The sequence below is a fragment of the Asaia sp. A2 genome (assembly GCF_057319415.1).
The window spans coordinates 26,070-43,036 of sequence record NZ_JBXWTO010000007.1 but is presented as its reverse complement, the minus strand read 5'-3'; the positions used below and the strand labels follow the sequence as shown (position 1 = coordinate 43,036).

Below are 16,967 nucleotides of genomic sequence, written 5' to 3'. Positions count from 1 at the left end.
TTCGTTGAGATGTGGCGGCACTTGCTTGGTGAGCGTATAACACATAGGGCGAATGTAGAGCGCGTTCAATTTTTGCATTGTTTCGCTCGATAATGAATCGAGGCAAAGCTGGGTGCGACCCTTGACTGCCGGGATGGCCCCGCTTCGGCATGCGGGTCAATGTGGCCTTCGCGCGTATTGACCTAGATTGATATTGAGATTGCACGGGCGCTTCGTTCCTATCACAGCTTTGGAAAATCCCTTCTGTCTGGATGTCTTCTCGTGGCCGCTTGCGATACCGCGCCTCGCCATCCGCTCTTCCACACTGAAAAAAACGGGGCGGTGTGGGCCGCCCCGTTTTCCTGCTTCAGCAATGAAGTCTGTTGCGGTTACCGCTTCCACCAGCCCGTACGGGGCTTGGCGGGTGCAACCTCATCGACATTGATGGGCTGCACGACCGGGGCCGCATCATCGGCCTTGGCCTTGCCACGGCGAGCGGAGGCTTTGGCGGGCGCCTTCGCGGCCTTTCCCTCTGCCTTTACAGCGCTGTCAGCCTCGACGTCGCTTGCAGCTGCCTTGCGCGGCGTGCGGCCACGGCGTGGCTTGGGCGCATCGGCGGTTGCCGCTGCAGGTTCTGCGGCAACAACATCACCCTCAGGCAGGGCGGCAGTAGCAGCAAGTGCCTTGCGAGGGCGGCCGCGACGACGGGCTGCGGGCTTGTCCTGATCGGCCTCAGCCACGGCCACAGGCTCAGCTACGGAAGCTGAGTCTGATTCTACCGGTGCAGTCGGCGCAGGTTCGGCCTGCTCGGCAGCCACCGGACGACGACGCGGACGGCCACGTCCCTTGCGGGCGCCAGCCTCATCACCCTCGCGAACGCGGCTTGCAGCCGTTTCGGCGGGCGCTTCTGCCGAAAGGCTGGCGGTCGAAGCAGCGCTTTCAGCCCTTGCAGATTCCGCGCCATTGTCGGCCGCGCTATCTGCCAGAGTGGGCGTCGGCTCGTCATTGCGCGCAGACGGTGCACCCAGACGGGATTCTGCCTGTTCGATCATATCGAAGATGTCGAACGAGGCACCACCGAAGGGATCGGCCGGGGTGGGGCCATTCCAGCGGTTTTCCGGTTGGTTGCGACGGCGATCCTCGTTCCCACGCTTCGCGCCATTGCGCTCACCGTTGCGGTCCGCGTTGTCGCGTGTCTCAGCCTTGCGGGGCTCCTGGGCGCGGGCTTCGCGCGGCGCTTCGGTCTGGCCGCGTTCCTCACGGGAGACACGACGCGTCCGCATGCGACGACGGCCGGGAACGATCAGGGCTTCGCTGTCGCCAGCTGCCTGATCGCCGCGCGATGCCACGACGTCCTGCTCAGGGGCCGTGCCTTCTTCGTCCTCTGCTTCATCAGAGGTCTCGGCCTCGGCTGCCTGCGGCATGTCGCGCGACTCATCCGAGCGTCGGCCATTGCGACGGCGACGGCGACGGCGACGGCGACCGCCATCTTCACGGCTGTTTTCCTCGCGCGGCGCCTCATCACGGCTTTCCTCGGCCGAAACCGCGTCCAGATCGGACTCCTCTTCCACGCCGATGGACGCAGATGCGGCGGGGGTCGCTCCAGGCTCATGACGCTCGGGCTGCGGCGCGCGTTGCTCGGCAGGAACCTGCGGGCGCACGCGTTCGATACGCAGATCGGCCGGTGTCAGGCTGTCATCCGGCTGGAACGACACGCGCATGCGGTGGCGCTGTTCGATCTCGCCCAACCAGTCACGCTTGTTGTTGAGGATGTAGAGCGCGATGCCCGACGTGATGTGGACACTGATCTCGGCGGCTTTCTGCTTCAGCCCTTCCTCGTCCAGGGCGCGCAGCACATGCAGGGCGGCACTTTCAATGCCGCGCACATGGCCTGTACCCTGACAATGGGGGCAGGGAACCAGAACGGCTTCCGAAATCGACGGGCGCAGACGCTGGCGGGACATTTCCAGCAGGCCGAAATGCGAGATCTGGCCAATCTGTATGCGTGCGCGGTCAGAACGCAGGGCATCCTTCAGGCGCTTCTCGACCATCGCATTATGCTTGCGGCTTTCCATGTCGATGAAGTCGATCACGACAAGCCCGGCAAGATCGCGCAGACGGAGCTGACGGGCGACTTCCTCAGCGGCTTCGAGGTTCGTGCGGACCGCCGTATCCTCGATATTGCGCTGACCGGTCGAACGGCCGGAGTTCACGTCGATCGAGACGAGGGCTTCGGTCTGGTTGATCACCAGATAGCCACCCGATTTCAGTTGGGCCGTGGGCGAGAAGATCGCGTCCAGATGGCCTTCCACGTGGTAGCGGCCGAACAGGCTCTGGCTCTGGTCGCGCCAGAGTTTTACCTTGTTGGCGTTATGCGGCATCAGAAGACGCATGAACTCACGCGCATTCTTCCAGGCCGGCTCACCATCAATGATGATTTCTTCGATATCCTTGCTGAACAGGTCGCGAATGGCGCGCTTGATCAGATTGGCTTCTTCATAAATCAGCGTCGGCGCGACCGAAGACAGCGTATGGTTGCGGATATCGTCCCAGAGCTGAAGCAGATATTCGCAGTCACGCGTGATTTCGGGCCCCGGACGCTGCGCACCAGCCGTGCGCACGATCATGGCCATGCCGCGCGGCAGGTCGAGCTCGGCAATGATGTCGCGCAGGCGCTTGCGATCGCTGTCGGATGTGATCTTGCGCGATACGCCGCCGCCGCGCAGGGCATTGGGCATCAGCACGCAATAACGTCCCGCCAGCGAGACATAGGTGGTCAGAGCCGCACCCTTGTTACCGCGCTCTTCCTTGACGACCTGAACGAGCAGGATCTGACGACGGCGAATGACTTCCTGGATCTTGTAGTTACGCAGGAAGCGGGCCGTGCGACGGGCAGCCGCACCCTCGTCACCCGTGTCATGCTCACCACCAACGGTCTCGGGGCGGCCTTCGAAATCGGGCTGCTCTGCAGGCTCGGCCTGTTCCGCGTCCGCGCTGACCTCGGCGCCTTCGTTCTCGGTCTCGACGCGCTCATCGGCGCGGAGATCTTCGTCCTGAAGGGCGAGAAGCTTTTCGCGGTCGGCAACCGGAATCTGGAAATAATCCGGGTGGATTTCGCTGAAGGCAAGGAAGCCGTGACGGTTGCCGCCGTAATCGACAAAAGCAGCCTGAAGGCTGGGCTCTACGCGAATGACCTTGGCGAGGTAGATGTTGCCCTTGATCTGCTTTTTTGATGATGTTTCGATATCATAATCTTCGAGACGATCACCATCCATGACCACAACGCGGGTTTCTTCCGCGTGTGTGGTGTCGATCAGCATACGCTTGTTCATAAATAAGGAGACTCCGGTCAGCCCTTGTCACGGCCGGTATCAAACCCTGTGCAGACACAGTGGTGTTTCCGGCGCGCGCGGCAGAATGTCGAGGCGTGGTTTGTGAGAAAGAGCCATCAGACCAGCGCTCGCGGAACAGCGTCGGACACAGGTCGATGCCTGCTCCGGTAGTTTTCCACAAAACGAGACTGGCAGATTTCATGCGGCCCCTGCGAGTTGTCATCTGCGCCCAGGCCTGGAAGACTGACCTCTCTTGTCGTCCCGCGGCTGTGCCTGCGGGAGGGAGGGGGCTCTTGCAAACCATGATGGCGCGCGAAGCATGCCAGAAAACGGGAGCGGCGCTTGGAGAATTCCCCTCTAGACGGGGCGCTGTCCTGACGCCGGATCGACCGTATCGTGATCCTTCTCCCACAGGATGACGGAAAATGCCGTGCCATGCAAGATGGCCGCTATCGCCTTGTTGACACCTTATTTTTTGATCAGAAGATGCATGGTCATTTCTCATCACCGGGGCCGCCTATGCCTGTTTTTGATCCGACCCGCCGTAAGGTGACGCGTTTTCTGGGGGGCTCGCTGGCCACAGGCACGTTGCTGGGTCCGCATGCTGCGGGAGCGGTGGGCCACCGGGCGGCCCATCACGCAGCGCAGGGGACGGGCGTCCACCATCAGACGCCGCACGCCAGGGCGCCAGCGCTGACAGGCAAGGCCGCACCACCGCGCCCTGTGATCATGCTTGACCCCGGCCATGGAGGCAAAGACCCAGGGGCGATTGGTGTTACCGGCACCTATGAGAAACACATTGCCGCAGCCGCAGCGCAGGAACTCTGTCACCAGATCAGGCGCGCCGGGCGCTATGATGTGGTGATGACACGTGCAGACGATCACTTCATTCCGCTTGAGGGGCGCGTGGACCTTGCGCACCGCCACAAGGCAGAGCTTTTCATTTCCATGCATGCCGACGCCCTGCATGACCCGGAGGTAAGGGGCGCCAGCGTCTATACGCTTTCCAACGGTGCATCAGATGCACAGACTGCCTCGCTTGCCCAGACCGAGAACAGCGCTGACCGGTTTGCGGGCCCCGCGTTTCACGGCATGTCCTCCGAGGTGCAGGCCATTCTCGCCAGCCTCGTGAATGAGGAGACGAGGCGGGGGTCGGCGCATATGGCCGCCAGTGTTGTATCAGCCTTTCAGCCGCGTATCGGCCTGCTGCGCCATCCCGCGCGTCATGCAGCTTTTGTCGTGCTCAAATCGGCCGATATTCCCTCTGTGCTGGTTGAAATGGGTTTCATGTCCAACCGGCATGATGAGGCGGCCCTGAGGCAGGGAGGCTATCGCAAGCAGGTGGCGACCGCCATGCGCGCGGCAATCGATCGGTATTTCGCCGGATCTGGCATGAATATTGCGCATTCGGGCTAGAAAATGATGCGACCGCGCTAGGCAACGGCAGGTCTTTTACAGTAGGAAGGGCGTCATGAACATTCTGGCGCCCCTTTCAAGCATAGGATCCCGTGCAGCAGCACGCGCTGATCTATGCCCGGGCCTCCTTCTTCGTACGCTTCGACTTATCTGCCCCTGAGCGCATTTTGCGGCCGGTTCGACCGGCGCGTTCAGGGGTTACGATCCTGTTGTTCAAAGCCACGAAAAGACAAAGCCATGACCATTATCCATCCTTCTTTCGGCACGGTTGCTGACGACCGCGTCATCATTTTTGACACCACCCTGCGTGATGGCGAGCAATCGCCCGGCTTCTCGATGAATCTGGAAGAGAAGATCCGTATGGCGAAGGCTCTTGAAGAGCTGGGTGTCGATGTGATCGAAGCCGGCTTCCCGGTTGCGTCGCCCGGCGATTTTGAAAGCGTGCAGAAGATTGCTGAAACGGTCCGCGAGGCCGTGGTCTGCGGTCTGGCCCGAAGCGGTGGCAAGCGGGACATCGAGGCCGCAGGCGAGGCTATTGCCAAGGCGCCGCGCCGTCGAATTCACAACTTCATTTCCACCTCGCCGCTGCACATGAAGTACAAGCTGCGCATGGAGCCCGAGACGGTTCTGGAGCTGATTGCCGAGGGCAACAAGGCGTCGCGTCACTTCACGGATGACGTGCAGTGGTCGGCTGAGGACGGTTCACGCACCGAGCCGGATTTCCTGTGTCGTTGCGTGGAAATGGCGATCCGTCATGGCGCGACGACCATCAATATTCCTGACACGGTTGGCTTCACGACGCCGGATGAGTTGCAGGCTATCTTCACCATGCTGCGTGAGCGCGTGCCGGGCGCGGAAAAGGTGATCTTCTCGACCCATAACCACAACGATCTGGGCCTGGGTGTCGCCAATACCCTGGCAGCAGTCGCCGGTGGCGCCCGCCAGATCGAGTGCACGATCAATGGTATTGGCGAGCGTGCCGGCAATGCGGCGCTTGAAGAAATCGTCATGGCGATCCGTACGCGCCGTGACAAGATTCCCTTCCAGAACCGTATCGAGACGCCACGTCTGCTGGGGATCTCGCGCCTTCTGGCCAACATCACCGGCTTTGACGTGCAGCCCAACAAGGCGATCGTGGGGCGGAATGCCTTTGCTCATGAGAGTGGTATCCATCAGGACGGTATCCTGAAGAACGCCGCGACTTACGAGATCATGACGCCGGAAAGCGTGGGCTGGAGCAAGACATCGCTCGTTCTGGGCAAGCATTCGGGGCGCGCTGCCTTCCGCGATAAGCTCAAGGCGCTGGGCTACGACCTGCCGGATGAGAAGATCCAGGATGCCTTCGAGCGCTTCAAGGTTCTGGCGGATCAGAAAAAGACCGTATTCGACGAAGATATCCGCGCCCTGGTCGATGACGAAACCCGTGATCACGACCGCATCCGCTTTGTCGCGCTGGAGCTGACGGCTGGCTCGAAGCGTCCGGCCGAAGCAGCTCTCGAATTGCTTGTGGATGGCGTTGTGCGCACGGCAAAGGTCAGCGGTAACGGTCCGGTCGATGCTGCCTTCAAGGCAATTGGCGAGATCTTCCCGCATGAGGCCGAGCTGGCGCTGTTCTCTGTCGGCGCCGTGACCGAGGGCACGGATGCCCAGGCGAAGACAACTGTCCGCCTCCAAGAGGGCGGAAAGATGGTGGATGGTCAGGGCGCTGATGCCGACACAATCGTCTCTGCGGTGCGTGCTTATGTTCACGCGCTGAACAAGCTGCTGGTCAAGCGTGCCCGCAGCGAGCCCGAGGCGCTTGCGGTCTGATCAGACGGCAGATCGATGTTTTCAAGCCCCGGCGGAATCAGGCTGCCGGGGTTCTTTGACGGCACCTTGAGGCTGTCATGAGCTTGCGCCCGCTTATGGAAGCTGTAACGGCACGGGATAAAGGAAAACGCCCCGAAGCGGTATCGCTGCGGGGCGTTTTCCGCATGGTGTAAAAAACGGCGAGGCCGTTGTGACTAGTATCCGTAACCCTGGTTATAGGCTGGATAACCTTGCTGGGCCGGATATGCGGCCTGGGGCTGCGCGGGATAGGCTGGCGCGGCATATCCGTTCTGGCCATTATTATAATACGGCTGCTGGTAGCCCTGCTGTGGCGGGGCCTGATTGGCGTAGCCGTTCTGGTTGTAATACCCACCCTGGGCGTAACCGGCTCCCGGACGATTGGGCGTTGTGGCTGCTCCACCAGCCGCGCCCACCAGACCGCCTGCCAGCGCGCCGATGGCAGCGCCCCGGCCACCACCTGCAAGAGCACCGATTGCCGCGCCGGCACCGCCACCGATCAAGGCGCCCGAGCCAGCCCGTGCACCCGGGTCATAGGGGCTGCCACAACCATTGAGCATCAGGCAAATCCCGGTAATGCCGAGGACACTCAGCGAAGCAGTGCGTGAGTGGTTGCAGGATTTGAAGGCAATTATCATGACAGGCTTTCGGATGGCTGGAAATCAGTAGCCGGAACGCGGGCGGTTGGGGGTGGTTGCGGCACCGCCGGCTGCCCCAAGCGCACCACCGGCGAGAGCGCCGATAGCCGCACCACGGCCACCACCGGCCAGCGCGCCAATCGCCGCGCCGCCGCCTGCGCCGATCAGGGCGCCCGACCCTGCGCGTGCGCCGGGATCATAAGGATTCCCGCAGGCGCTCAGGCCCAGCATACCGAGGCAGGCCAAAGCAGCCAGAAGGCTGCGCAGAGAAAGGGGGGAAGGACGCTTCGTCATTGGTCTGGTATCCTGGTTCATTCATTCGACGCTGTGAGAACGGAGTGGTTTTTCCCGGGTTTCCTCGGGCCACCCAGTCGTGAACAGGTCATGAATAAATTAGGGTTCCACCCACGTTGTCAGCGTGTCGGCATCATGGCTAAGGCGGGACAGTTTGTAACTAAAGGTAACCGCTGCAATAAAGCATGGCTCAGGCAAGGTTTCTGGTCATTAAACTGCAATTTTCCCTGATCACCTCTTGCCCCTCACACGGTGCACCGGTAAGCCACCCGCCAGAATATCTCGCGTCACGACTTCGGCCCGTCAAGGCTCCACGCATTCCCCAAGGGTAATCATGCAGGCGAGACGAAGGCAGGGCGCAACATGTATGCGCACAATCTTTTCGGCCAGGAGGCTTGAATGTTCTCACGTCTGCTGGGTCTCATGTCGGCAGACATGGCTATTGACCTCGGCACCGCCAATACACTCGTCTACGTGAAGGGACGCGGCATCGTCCTTGATGAACCATCTGTCGTTGCCATCGCTGAGGTGCGTGGCAAGAAGCAGGTTCTGGCGGTTGGCGAAGAGGCCAAGCTGATGGTGGGGCGTACACCTGGCAATATTACCGCCATTCGCCCGCTGCGCGACGGCGTGATTGCCGATTTCGAGGTGGCGGAGGAAATGATCAAGCATTTCATTCGCAAGGTTCATAACCGCCGCGCCTTTGCCAGTCCGCAGATCATCGTCTGTGTGCCGTCAGGTTCCACGGCTGTCGAACGACGTGCCATTCAGGAGAGTGCCGAAAGTGCTGGTGCGCGCAAGGTCATGCTCATCGAGGAGCCTATGGCGGCCGCGATTGGTGCGGGCCTGCCTGTTACCGAGCCGTCGGGCAGCATGATTGTCGATATCGGCGGCGGTACGACCGAAGTGGCCGTGATCTCGCTTGGCGGTATCGTTTATGCCCGATCGGTACGCGTCGGCGGCGACAAGATGGATGATGCAATCATCTCGTATATCCGCAAGACCTTCAATCTGCTGATCGGTGAAAGCTCGGCGGAACGTCTGAAGATGGATATCGGCTCGGCCTGTCTGCCCGACGACCCGCGTGATCCGGGCCCCGTCAAGGAGGTCAAGGGACGCGACCTTATCAACGGAGTGCCTCGTGAGGTGCTCGTGAGCCAGGCACAGGTTGCCGAGAGCCTTTCCGAACCCGTCATGCAGATTGTAGACGCGGTTACGATCGCGCTTGAGAATACGCCGCCTGAACTCGCCGCTGATATTGTTGACAAGGGTATTGTGCTGACAGGCGGCGGGGCATTGCTCTATCGTCTTGATGATGTCCTGCGCAATGCGACGGGTCTGCCGGTCACTGTTGGCGAATCTCCGCTTTCCTGTGTGGCGCTCGGGACAGGCCGAGCCCTTGAGGAGATGCGTCGTCTGCGGAATGTCCTTATTTCGATGTACTGATAGTCAGGGAGCATCCGGTCGATGCTGTCGATACAGGGACGACATGCACTCGCGAAGCTGATGCTTCCGTTTTTCTTCATTCTGGCGGTCGGGCTGATCATGCTGGGTCTGACCCGACGCCCTGCCGTCGACTCCCTGCGCATGAAGCTGGCCGATGGACTTTCGCCGGCCTATCGTCTGATGGCGGCACCGGGTGCGGAGCTGGGCCACCTGCGCCAGTCTCTTGCAGGGTTGACTGATATTGTCGGCGAAAATGCCCGCCTGCGTTCGGAGAATGAGCAGCTGCGTCGCTGGTACGATGTTGCCGTTGCTCTCGCCAACGAGAACGCCCAGCTCAAGGCCAGCCTGCATTGGATACCCGATAGCGCTCCCAATTTCGTGAGCGGTCATGCCCTGCGCGATGCAGGAGGGCTCTATGGTCGTTCCATTCTGCTTGCTGTGGGCGATGGTCACGCCATTGTGCCTGGCGATGTGGCGCTGGATGCCTCAGGACTTCTGGGGCGCGTGACGGAGACGGGCGCGCATACAGTCCGGATCCTGATGATCAATGACGAGGCAAGCCGTATTCCTGTCATGCTGGTTGCCTCACGGGGCAACGCGATCATGGCCGGAGACGGGTCCCCTTATCCGCGCCTCATTTATTACTCCCAGGATAATCGGCCGGTTGAGGGAGAGCGCGTCGTAACCGGTGAGCAGCCTGCTCCTGAAGGCCATGACCATGGTGCTTTCGCCGGTATGCCGGGAGGGCTTGTGGTCGGGACAGTTCATTATCTCCGTCCTGGCACGCCTGTTGTTGTGCCTGAAGCTGCGCTTGATCATCCGGATATCGTGCGTGTGTTCAATTACATGATTGCCGATCACAACGGCCCGGAGGCGCCAGGGCGCGTCCATCTGACCCCGCCCATGCCGGTAGCCCCGGAACTGCCCTTTGTCCCGTTTCAGAAACCTGTGCGCGGGCAGGGCTGACCGCATGGTGTCCCATCGTCTGCCTCCCGACATTCATCCCGGCATCGCACCCCGGCAGACCTTGCGTCGGCGTATCGATCGTCTCATGCGTGCGCTCATGCCATCACTCTTCGTGGTGGTATGCGCATTGCTTCTGTCAGCAGACCTAGGTCTGCCCGGACAGAGCGAGCTCTGCTTCGGTATCGGGGCAAGTACGGTTTTCTTCTGGTCGTCTCATCGTCCGCAATCCATGACGCCTTTCATGACGTTCTGCGTGGGGCTCATGTGCGAGGCGCTCAGCTTTGGGCCGCCGGGTGTATTCCTGTTCTCACTTCTTGTTTTGCATGGTGTGGCGCATCTGTGGCGCTACGGACTGAGCCGTATAAGCTTTCTGTTTGGCTGGGCGCTCCTCGGCGCGCTTGCGCTGGTTTTGTCGTTGTTTGGTTGGATCATCGCGTGTATCGGGACGTTAACATTGCTGTCACCGGGGCCGAGTCTCTTTCAGGCGGCGGTGACAATTGGTATCTATCCGACCTTGAGCGCCCTGTTCACCTGGGCGCGTCGTACAGTGGCAAACCCCGAGCAAGCCTGAAGGCACCGTCTTGACCATGATGTCCCGTTACAGCGCAGCGCCTTGTGTTGAACGTCCGACAGGCGAGAGCGACGTCATGGCGTCGTCGCGTAACGGGATTTCCGCCACGCGATGAGAAAGAACAAGCGTTCCCCATCGTCTCGTGCCCGGACCCGGCGCGAGGAAGTCACCCCCTCACGCGGTGTGTTCACCCGTCGTGCGCTTCTCGTCCTGGCCACGCAGGCGGGTGTACTCGGTGTGCTGGGCAAGAAACTTTACGACCTGCAGGTGCATGAGGGTGACCATCTGCGTGATCTTGCCGCCCGCAATCGTACCAGCAAACGACTCCTGGCCCCGGCGCGCGGGCAGATTGTCGATCGGTTCGGCATCCAGCTTGCCGGTAACAAGGTCAACTGGCGTGCGCTTCTCATGCCTGAGGAAACGACCGATATCCATGCGACGATTGCCCGGTTCGGGCAGATCATCGCGCTGGATGATCGCGATCAGGCCCGTATCGAGCGTGATCTGCGCCATATCCGCAAATATGTGCCCGTTGCGCTCAAGGATTTTCTGAGCTGGGATGACATGGCGCGTATCGAACTCAACGCGCCAAGCCTGCCTGGCGTGTTGATCGATGTGGGAACGACGCGCCTTTACCCTTATGGATCGCAGCTTGCGCATATTGTTGGTTATGTTGCCCCACCCAATGAGCGCGATGTAGCATCGAGCCCCATGATGGCACTCCCTGGCATGCGTGCCGGACGCGCTGGCATCGAGCAGACACAGGATGACCTGCTGCGTGGTCAGCCAGGCTCGGTGGAAATGGAGGTCAACTCCAAGGGCCGCGTCATGGGCGAGATGGACCGCGTCGACGGTCAGCAGGGAGACGAGGTCGTTCTGACCATCGATGCCGGATTGCAGCAGATGGTGCTCAACCGCATCGGCGATCAGGCTGCCAGCGTCGTGGTGATGGATTGCCGCAATGGCGAGGTGCTGGCCATGGTCAGCACGCCGTCTTTCGATCCGTCCCTGTTTGATTCAGGCGTGAGCCACGCCCAGTGGATCGAATGGACCAATAACGTCCGCACACCACTCATCAACAAGACCGTGGCAGGTGTTTACCCGCCGGGTTCGACGTTCAAGCCTGCCGTGGCGCTTGCCGCGTTGCAGTCAGGGCAGATCAGCCCCCAGGACCGTTTCAACTGCCCGGGCTATTATGACATGGGCGGCGTTCGCTTTCACTGCTGGTCGCGCTGGGGGCATGGAAATATCACCATGCAGCAAGCGCTCATGTATAGCTGCGACGTCTATTTCTATCTGGCTGCACGCAAGATCGGGATGGAGCCAATCAAGGCGATGGCCAATGGGTTTGGTCTTGGCACCAGGCTGGATATCGAGCTGCCCCATACGCGCGCCGGTGTAATCCCTACCCCGGAATGGCGGCAGAAGCACGGATTTCACTGGAATGGCGGCGACACGGTCAATGCCGGTATCGGACAGGGTTTCGTGCAGGTGACGCCGCTTGAACTTGCGACCTATGTTTCGCGCATAGCTTCGGGCCGGAATGTCACGCCGCATCTGGTACGCAAGATCAATGACAAGGATTCCGAGCACACGCCGCTCGACGCTGCCCCTGCACTGGATATTCCTGACACGCACCTTTCGGTCATTCGTCAGGGGATGTTCGATGTCGTCAATGCGCCGCATGGCACTGCGCCGAAGGCCAGGCTGAATATTCCCGATGTGGCGATGGCGGGCAAGACAGGGTCGGCGCAGGTGCGACGCGTTTCACGCGCCCTGCGTGAGAGCGGTCACTTCAATTCGATGAATCTGCCGTGGGAAGAGCGCCCCCACGCCCTGTTCATCTGCTTTGCTCCCTATGACGCACCGCGTTATGCTATTGCCGTCGTGATCGAACATGGCAATGGCGGTGCCGATGCCGCGGCACCTCTGGCGCGTGACATCATGACCGACACGCTCTCGCGTGATCCGGTCAACCATGATCATGCGCCTGGTCAGGCTGTTGCGGACGCCGCATATTGAACTGGCAGAAACGCCTGTGGCGTCCCGAGCCAAGTTTCAGGCTTCTGGGCAAGCTGCTTCAGATCAACTGGCTCTATGTGCTTCTTATCTGCGCGCTGGCCGGGGTGGGCTATCTCGCGCTCTACTCTGCCGGAGGCGGTACGGCCAAGCCTTTTGCTCGCCCGCAGATGGTGCGCTTTGGCTTCGGTCTCGTGATGATGATCGTGGTTGCACTCACCAGCCCCAGGGTGCTGCGTCTGCTCTCCATTCCGATTTACCTCGTGGCCATCACTCTGCTGACCCTCGTGCTGCGCATGGGCCATGTGGGCAAGGGTGCAGAGCGCTGGATCAACCTGGCCGGTATCCAGTTTCAGCCCTCGGAATTCGCCAAAATTGCTCTGGTCCTGGCTCTGGCAAGCTGGTTTCATCGCATCGACATCAAGCGCATGGGCAATCCGCTCCGATTGATCCCGCCCGCCTTGCTGACGCTCCTGCCAGTGGTTCTGGTGCTCAAGGAGCCCAATCTGGGCACAGCTGTCATCATCGGTCTCATAGGCGCGACCATATTCTTCGCGGCCGGTATGCGCCTCTGGCAGATCGTGCTGCTGGTGGCGCCGGTGCCGTTCCTCGGCAAGTTCGTCTATGCGCATCTGCATGACTACCAGAAGGCCCGCATCGACACCTTCCTGCACCCTGAGCATGACCCGCTTGGCGCTGGCTATAACATCATCCAGTCCAAGATCGCCCTCGGCTCGGGAGGGATGTGGGGCGAGGGTTATCTGCGCGGGACGCAGGGCCAGCTGAACTTCCTGCCGGAAAAACAGACCGATTTCATTTTCACCATGATTGGTGAGGAATGGGGCTATGTCGGCGCGGTGTCGGTCATTGGTCTTCTGGCCACGCTTGTGGTCGGGGGAATGCTCATGTCCATGCGCAGCCGCAACCAGTTCGGGCGGCTTCTGGCTCTGGGCATCTCGGTCGATTTCTTCCTTTACTGCGCGGTCAATCTGTCGATGGTTATGGGGGTCATTCCGGTGGGTGGCGTGCCGCTGCCCCTCATTTCCTATGGCGGCTCGGCCATGCTCACCATGATGTTCGGCTTTGGCTTGCTGCTTTCTTCCTGGGTGCATCGCAACGAGCGCGATGTTGTCGAGCGTAATCCGGATCTGTAAGAAGGATCAGACCGCCGAGCCCGGCGATCCTGCGTGCCTATCATGACACGGCGTATCGGATTGCGCCCTTTGCCCTGCGTATCGGGCAGACACTCAAGCCGTTGCCTTTTTCTGTTCCGGCGCTTGTGCTGATCGGGGCCTGTAATCCCGGTGGCAGGCGAATGCCTGATGGGTACAATCAGCGCGCCATGACGGCTTTGCGCAAGAAACTCGACCGTGCATTGCGTTCGTCTGGCTCGGGCCTCACGCCTATGGTGCTCTGCGGTGAGGGTGTGCTGGGGCAGTGGCAGGAGCCGTTTTTCGCAGTGCCGCTCTCTCCTGGCAAAGCCCGGGTACTGGGCCGACAATTCGGCCAGAATGCCCTCGTCATCGCACGAAGGGGGCAAAAGGCCCGGCTGGTGTGGCTATGCGACCGCCTTGCGCTAACCGAAGTGTTCAAAGCACGGCGATAAACGCGTTCTCTGCTGGGGAGAGCGCTCTGGCGTTGCGCACGAGCGAGAAATGACGCTCGGGAAAGCGGATGCCGACATGATGCAGCAGCCCGTTCTCGATCAAGCCAGCGACCACACTGGCCGAAAGCACCGTGGCTGCATTGCCGGTCGCGACAGCATTGGCGATGGCCTCGTTGGACGTCAGCTCCATCACGACAGGCAGGGCAGCGCGGTCAACGCCCCAGTCTGCCACCGCTTTTTCAAAGCTGGCACGGGTGCCTGAGCCTTTCTCGCGCAAAATCCAGTCTGAACCGGCAAGGTCCTGGGGGTGGGGCGGTTGGTGGGCCCATTTGTGTTCAGGAGCGACCACGAGCAGAAGCTGATCGGTTGCGACTGAGGTGGCTGTCAGCGTGGGGTTCGTCACAGCGCCTTCAATCAGCCCCATGGCCAGCGTATCGTCCAGCAGATGCTGACAGATATCCTCGGTGTTGCTGATGGTGACTTCCAGCGTGATAGCCGGATGCTGTTCATGAAAGCAATTGATACGGGCGGGTAGCCAATAGCTGGCGATGGTCTGGCTGGCCCAGAGATGCAGCGACCCCTCATCGAGCGTCGTCAGGGCGCGCATGCGCTGCTGGGCCGCACCAGCGCGTTTGAGAACTGCACGGGCTTCCTCCAGAAAGAGCGCGCCTGCTTGTGTCAGGCGTATGCGCCGACCGATACGATCGAAAAAGACGAGGCCGAATGTCTGTTCCAGCGTCATGATGGCATGGCTGACCGCTGACTGGGTCAGGCAGAGCGCCTCGGCTGCACGGGTCATATGCTCGCGTTCTGCGACCGCCACAAAGATGCGCAGCTGGTCAAGCGTCATGAAGGCAGAACGCCGAGCAGCGAGAGCAGAATGGCGCCGATCAGGGCGCAGAGGAGCAGACAGAAAATACCCTCCAGTCCACTGAGCGTGATCTCACGGGGTTCCTCTGCCGACAGGGCTTCCTTTGCCTTGCGAAACCGCCACCAGCTGGCAGGCAGAAGCGCAAGCCCGGCACAGATGGTGGCGACCCCGATCCAGGCTGAGGACCCCGGCAGGACCGGCATGGCAGCATGATGCTCGCTGCTGATAAGGCGCAGAAAGATGTTGAATTTTGCCAGCATGCACCCGATGGCGACCATCGCCAGCGCCGTACGCACCCAGGCTAGAAAAGTGCGTTCATTGGCGGCGTGGTCGGTATAGCGGGCAATCATCAGGAACGGCTCTCATGACGGGGGGAAGCAGACGCGCCCTTTGACGTCTGGACGGTTGAAGGGCTGGCGAGGCGTATGGCGAGATCATAGGCCTGCTGGCGGATTTCCGGAATGGCGATGGATTCGAACAGTGTTCCCAGTCGGGCGGGTCCCAGGGTGTAGAGGGCATGAGGGCTTTCGCCATTGGCGTCGATCAGCCTGCCATCATAGCCCGTATCCAGCCCGGCGCCCCGGTTGCCGGGCGAGGCAAGCCCCGAGGCAAATAACTGCTCAAGCAAGGCCGATCCGACACGTGTGTAGTCGAGATCGGGACCCGTGCAATTCAGCACATGGTCAGCGCGAAAGCGCGTCTGGCCCCTGGCGTGGCTGGCTGTCACGATCAGGCCTTCAGGCTGCGCCTCGATATGCGTGACACGGCCGGCGTGAAGTTCAAGCGTGCCTTCCTGAAGGGCATCGTGCAGGAAAGCGGCGATTTGTGGCGCGATGCGGTGGCGCGCTACATCCCATCGACGCCTGAGATGACGATTGAACCGCGCCTGCTCTGTCTGCGATAGCGCTGCCCACAAGGTATTGGTGATGGGACGCAGGCTGTCGATCGCGCTGCGCCAGTCCAGTCCCCGCTTCAGCGCTGCATGAAATTCACGGACATACCGGCTGAGACGGGCGCCCTTCTGATCGGCGCCTTTTTCGACGCTGATAACAGGCGCCACAGATTTCTGGCCGGGTTTGTGGGGCTTCGGTAGGCTTGCATGGCCTGACAGGAGATGGATCGGTCCCGCATGTCCGGCGAGGCGCGCCTTCATGACCATGTCGATGGCAGTCAGGCCGCTACCGATCATCAGTAATGTCGCCTCTGGGGCAAAAGGGGTGAGGCGGCCACTCGCGTCCATATCTTTGGCAGCGTCAGTGCGATGACCGGCCCCGCTATCCCAGACATTGTGATGATAACGCGGGTCGTGCATGATTTCAGGGGGTGCGCCACGCAGCATGGCAGGCGGGAAATTGCCAAGAGCCAGAACAACCTGCTGCGCCATGACGATTTCTCCGGAGGCCAGGACAAGCCGGAAACCCCTAGCGACAACATGGCATGCCACCACCTTGCCCTGAATGGATGCGACGCCGCTTTCGTCAAACAGGTGCTGGAGGTAGAGGCCGTAAATCGCGCGGGGGATGAAGGCATCGGGTGCGATACCCGGATCGATGTACCGGTGTAGCCACTGCACGAAATGATCCGGCTCGTCCGCCAGCCCGCTCATGCCGCAGGCAGGAACGTTGAGCAGGTGGCCGATGCACCGCGTGCCATAGGCCACCCCGAGAGCCGGGTTGGCGTTGGGATCGATGATCAGACAATTCCGTCCGTGCCGTCTTTTGAGCCCATGGGCGAGCAGGGTTGCGCTGGCTCCCCCGCCGATAATGACAATCTCATATGGCCTGTCCATGGTTTCCCACTCCCTCGCGTCTCGTGGAGTATCAGGGGCACAGGTCAATCGATCCAATTGATATTATGGATCAAACCAATCGATTTTCATGAACAGTATCCTTGGTTGGGCCGCGGTTTGTTGCAGGCATTGTATCGCTGGAGTCCCTGCTCCGGAGCCGAACGATCGTCTGGAAGATGTTGTTGCGATCTCGGGGATAGCGGCCTGAAACAG

14 protein-coding genes are annotated in these 16,967 nt (G+C 60.9%); 8 read left to right on the top strand and 6 right to left on the bottom strand.

Annotation, left to right across the window (positions count from 1 at the left end; all coding sequences use genetic code 11):
- Positions 1–368: 368 nt before the first annotated feature.
- Positions 369–3,311, bottom strand: coding sequence for an Rne/Rng family ribonuclease (locus tag ACWNRM_RS07545; RefSeq protein ID WP_485170235.1), 2,943 nt, complete (start codon positions 3,309–3,311; stop codon positions 369–371).
- 519 nt (positions 3,312–3,830) lie between these two features.
- Here ACWNRM_RS07545 and ACWNRM_RS07540 point away from each other — a divergent pair.
- Positions 3,831–4,727, top strand: coding sequence for an N-acetylmuramoyl-L-alanine amidase family protein (locus tag ACWNRM_RS07540; protein ID WP_485170234.1), 897 nt, complete (start codon positions 3,831–3,833; stop codon positions 4,725–4,727).
- A gap of 237 nt (positions 4,728–4,964) precedes the next feature.
- Positions 4,965–6,536 carry a 2-isopropylmalate synthase gene (locus tag ACWNRM_RS07535; protein ID WP_485170233.1) on the top strand — a complete coding sequence of 524 codons (1,572 nt, stop codon included), beginning with the start codon at positions 4,965–4,967 and terminating at the stop codon, positions 6,534–6,536.
- A 194-nt stretch (positions 6,537–6,730) separates the two neighbouring features.
- Here ACWNRM_RS07535 and ACWNRM_RS07530 read toward each other — a convergent pair whose 3' ends face one another.
- Entirely contained in the window at positions 6,731–7,192 is a 462-nt protein-coding gene (locus ACWNRM_RS07530; protein ID WP_485170232.1) for a YMGG-like glycine zipper-containing protein, read from the bottom strand.
- A 24-nt stretch (positions 7,193–7,216) separates the two neighbouring features.
- Positions 7,217–7,486 (bottom strand): hypothetical protein, encoded by a 270-nt coding sequence (locus ACWNRM_RS07525; protein ID WP_485170231.1) that lies wholly within the window; start codon positions 7,484–7,486, stop codon positions 7,217–7,219.
- 399 nt (positions 7,487–7,885) lie between these two features.
- On the opposite strand from ACWNRM_RS07525, the gene ACWNRM_RS07520 reads away from it, so the two are divergent.
- The 6 genes from ACWNRM_RS07520 to ACWNRM_RS07495 all read left to right on the top strand — a co-directional run bounded on the left by ACWNRM_RS07520 (position 7,886) and on the right by ACWNRM_RS07495 (position 14,094).
- Positions 7,886–8,932 carry a rod shape-determining protein gene (locus ACWNRM_RS07520; protein ID WP_485170230.1) on the top strand — a complete coding sequence of 349 codons (1,047 nt, stop codon included), beginning with the start codon at positions 7,886–7,888 and terminating at the stop codon, positions 8,930–8,932.
- 21 nt (positions 8,933–8,953) lie between these two features.
- A complete protein-coding gene (locus ACWNRM_RS07515) occupies positions 8,954–9,898 on the top strand; it encodes a rod shape-determining protein MreC (RefSeq protein WP_485170229.1) in 945 nt (314 codons plus the stop codon).
- 4 nt (positions 9,899–9,902) lie between these two features.
- On the top strand, positions 9,903–10,469 hold the full coding sequence (locus ACWNRM_RS07510; RefSeq protein WP_485170228.1) for a hypothetical protein: 567 nt from the start codon (positions 9,903–9,905) through the stop codon (positions 10,467–10,469).
- Between the two features lie 111 nt (positions 10,470–10,580).
- Positions 10,581–12,491, top strand: a complete 1,911-nt coding sequence (gene mrdA, locus ACWNRM_RS07505; RefSeq protein WP_485170227.1) for a penicillin-binding protein 2 — start codon at positions 10,581–10,583, stop codon at positions 12,489–12,491.
- Positions 12,488–13,642 carry a rod shape-determining protein RodA gene (gene rodA / locus ACWNRM_RS07500; RefSeq protein WP_485170226.1) on the top strand — a complete coding sequence of 385 codons (1,155 nt, stop codon included), beginning with the start codon at positions 12,488–12,490 and terminating at the stop codon, positions 13,640–13,642. The genes mrdA and rodA overlap by 4 nt, the downstream gene beginning before the upstream one ends.
- A 101-nt stretch (positions 13,643–13,743) precedes the next feature.
- Positions 13,744–14,094 carry a DUF3293 domain-containing protein gene (locus tag ACWNRM_RS07495; RefSeq protein WP_485170225.1) on the top strand — a complete coding sequence of 117 codons (351 nt, stop codon included), beginning with the start codon at positions 13,744–13,746 and terminating at the stop codon, positions 14,092–14,094.
- On the opposite strand, the gene ACWNRM_RS07490 is transcribed toward ACWNRM_RS07495, so the two are convergent.
- Genes ACWNRM_RS07490 through ACWNRM_RS07480 form a run of 3 tightly spaced genes read right to left on the bottom strand, consistent with a single transcriptional unit; the run spans position 14,078 to position 16,754 of the window.
- Positions 14,078–14,944 carry a LysR family transcriptional regulator gene (locus tag ACWNRM_RS07490; RefSeq protein ID WP_485170224.1) on the bottom strand — a complete coding sequence of 289 codons (867 nt, stop codon included), beginning with the start codon at positions 14,942–14,944 and terminating at the stop codon, positions 14,078–14,080. The two genes, ACWNRM_RS07495 and ACWNRM_RS07490, sit on opposite strands and share 17 nt — an antisense overlap.
- Complete coding sequence (locus tag ACWNRM_RS07485) at positions 14,941–15,315, bottom strand: YidH family protein (protein ID WP_485170223.1); 375 nt, start codon at positions 15,313–15,315, stop codon at positions 14,941–14,943. Before ACWNRM_RS07485 ends, ACWNRM_RS07490 begins: the two co-directional genes overlap by 4 nt.
- Positions 15,315–16,754, bottom strand: coding sequence for an FAD/NAD(P)-binding protein (locus ACWNRM_RS07480; protein ID WP_485170222.1), 1,440 nt, complete (start codon positions 16,752–16,754; stop codon positions 15,315–15,317). The genes ACWNRM_RS07485 and ACWNRM_RS07480 overlap by 1 nt, the downstream gene beginning before the upstream one ends.
- Positions 16,755–16,967 lie beyond the last annotated feature (213 nt).

What these genes read in the sequence shown, in the direction of transcription:
- ACWNRM_RS07545 (WP_485170235.1), bottom strand. Translation starts at nt 3,311, where the DNA reads ATGAACAAGCGTATGCTGATCGACACCACACACGCGGAAGAAACCCGC.
- ACWNRM_RS07540 (WP_485170234.1), top strand. Translation starts at nt 3,831, where the DNA reads ATGCCTGTTTTTGATCCGACCCGCCGTAAGGTGACGCGTTTTCTGGGG.
- ACWNRM_RS07535 (WP_485170233.1), top strand. Translation starts at nt 4,965, where the DNA reads ATGACCATTATCCATCCTTCTTTCGGCACGGTTGCTGACGACCGCGTC.
- ACWNRM_RS07530 (WP_485170232.1), bottom strand. Translation starts at nt 7,192, where the DNA reads ATGATAATTGCCTTCAAATCCTGCAACCACTCACGCACTGCTTCGCTG.
- ACWNRM_RS07525 (WP_485170231.1), bottom strand. Translation starts at nt 7,486, where the DNA reads ATGACGAAGCGTCCTTCCCCCCTTTCTCTGCGCAGCCTTCTGGCTGCT.
- ACWNRM_RS07520 (WP_485170230.1), top strand. Translation starts at nt 7,886, where the DNA reads ATGTTCTCACGTCTGCTGGGTCTCATGTCGGCAGACATGGCTATTGAC.
- ACWNRM_RS07515 (WP_485170229.1), top strand. Translation starts at nt 8,954, where the DNA reads ATGCTGTCGATACAGGGACGACATGCACTCGCGAAGCTGATGCTTCCG.
- ACWNRM_RS07510 (WP_485170228.1), top strand. Translation starts at nt 9,903, where the DNA reads ATGGTGTCCCATCGTCTGCCTCCCGACATTCATCCCGGCATCGCACCC.
- mrdA (WP_485170227.1), top strand. Translation starts at nt 10,581, where the DNA reads ATGAGAAAGAACAAGCGTTCCCCATCGTCTCGTGCCCGGACCCGGCGC.
- ACWNRM_RS07490 (WP_485170224.1), bottom strand. Translation starts at nt 14,944, where the DNA reads ATGACGCTTGACCAGCTGCGCATCTTTGTGGCGGTCGCAGAACGCGAG.
- ACWNRM_RS07485 (WP_485170223.1), bottom strand. Translation starts at nt 15,315, where the DNA reads ATGATTGCCCGCTATACCGACCACGCCGCCAATGAACGCACTTTTCTA.
- ACWNRM_RS07480 (WP_485170222.1), bottom strand. Translation starts at nt 16,754, where the DNA reads ATGGACAGGCCATATGAGATTGTCATTATCGGCGGGGGAGCCAGCGCA.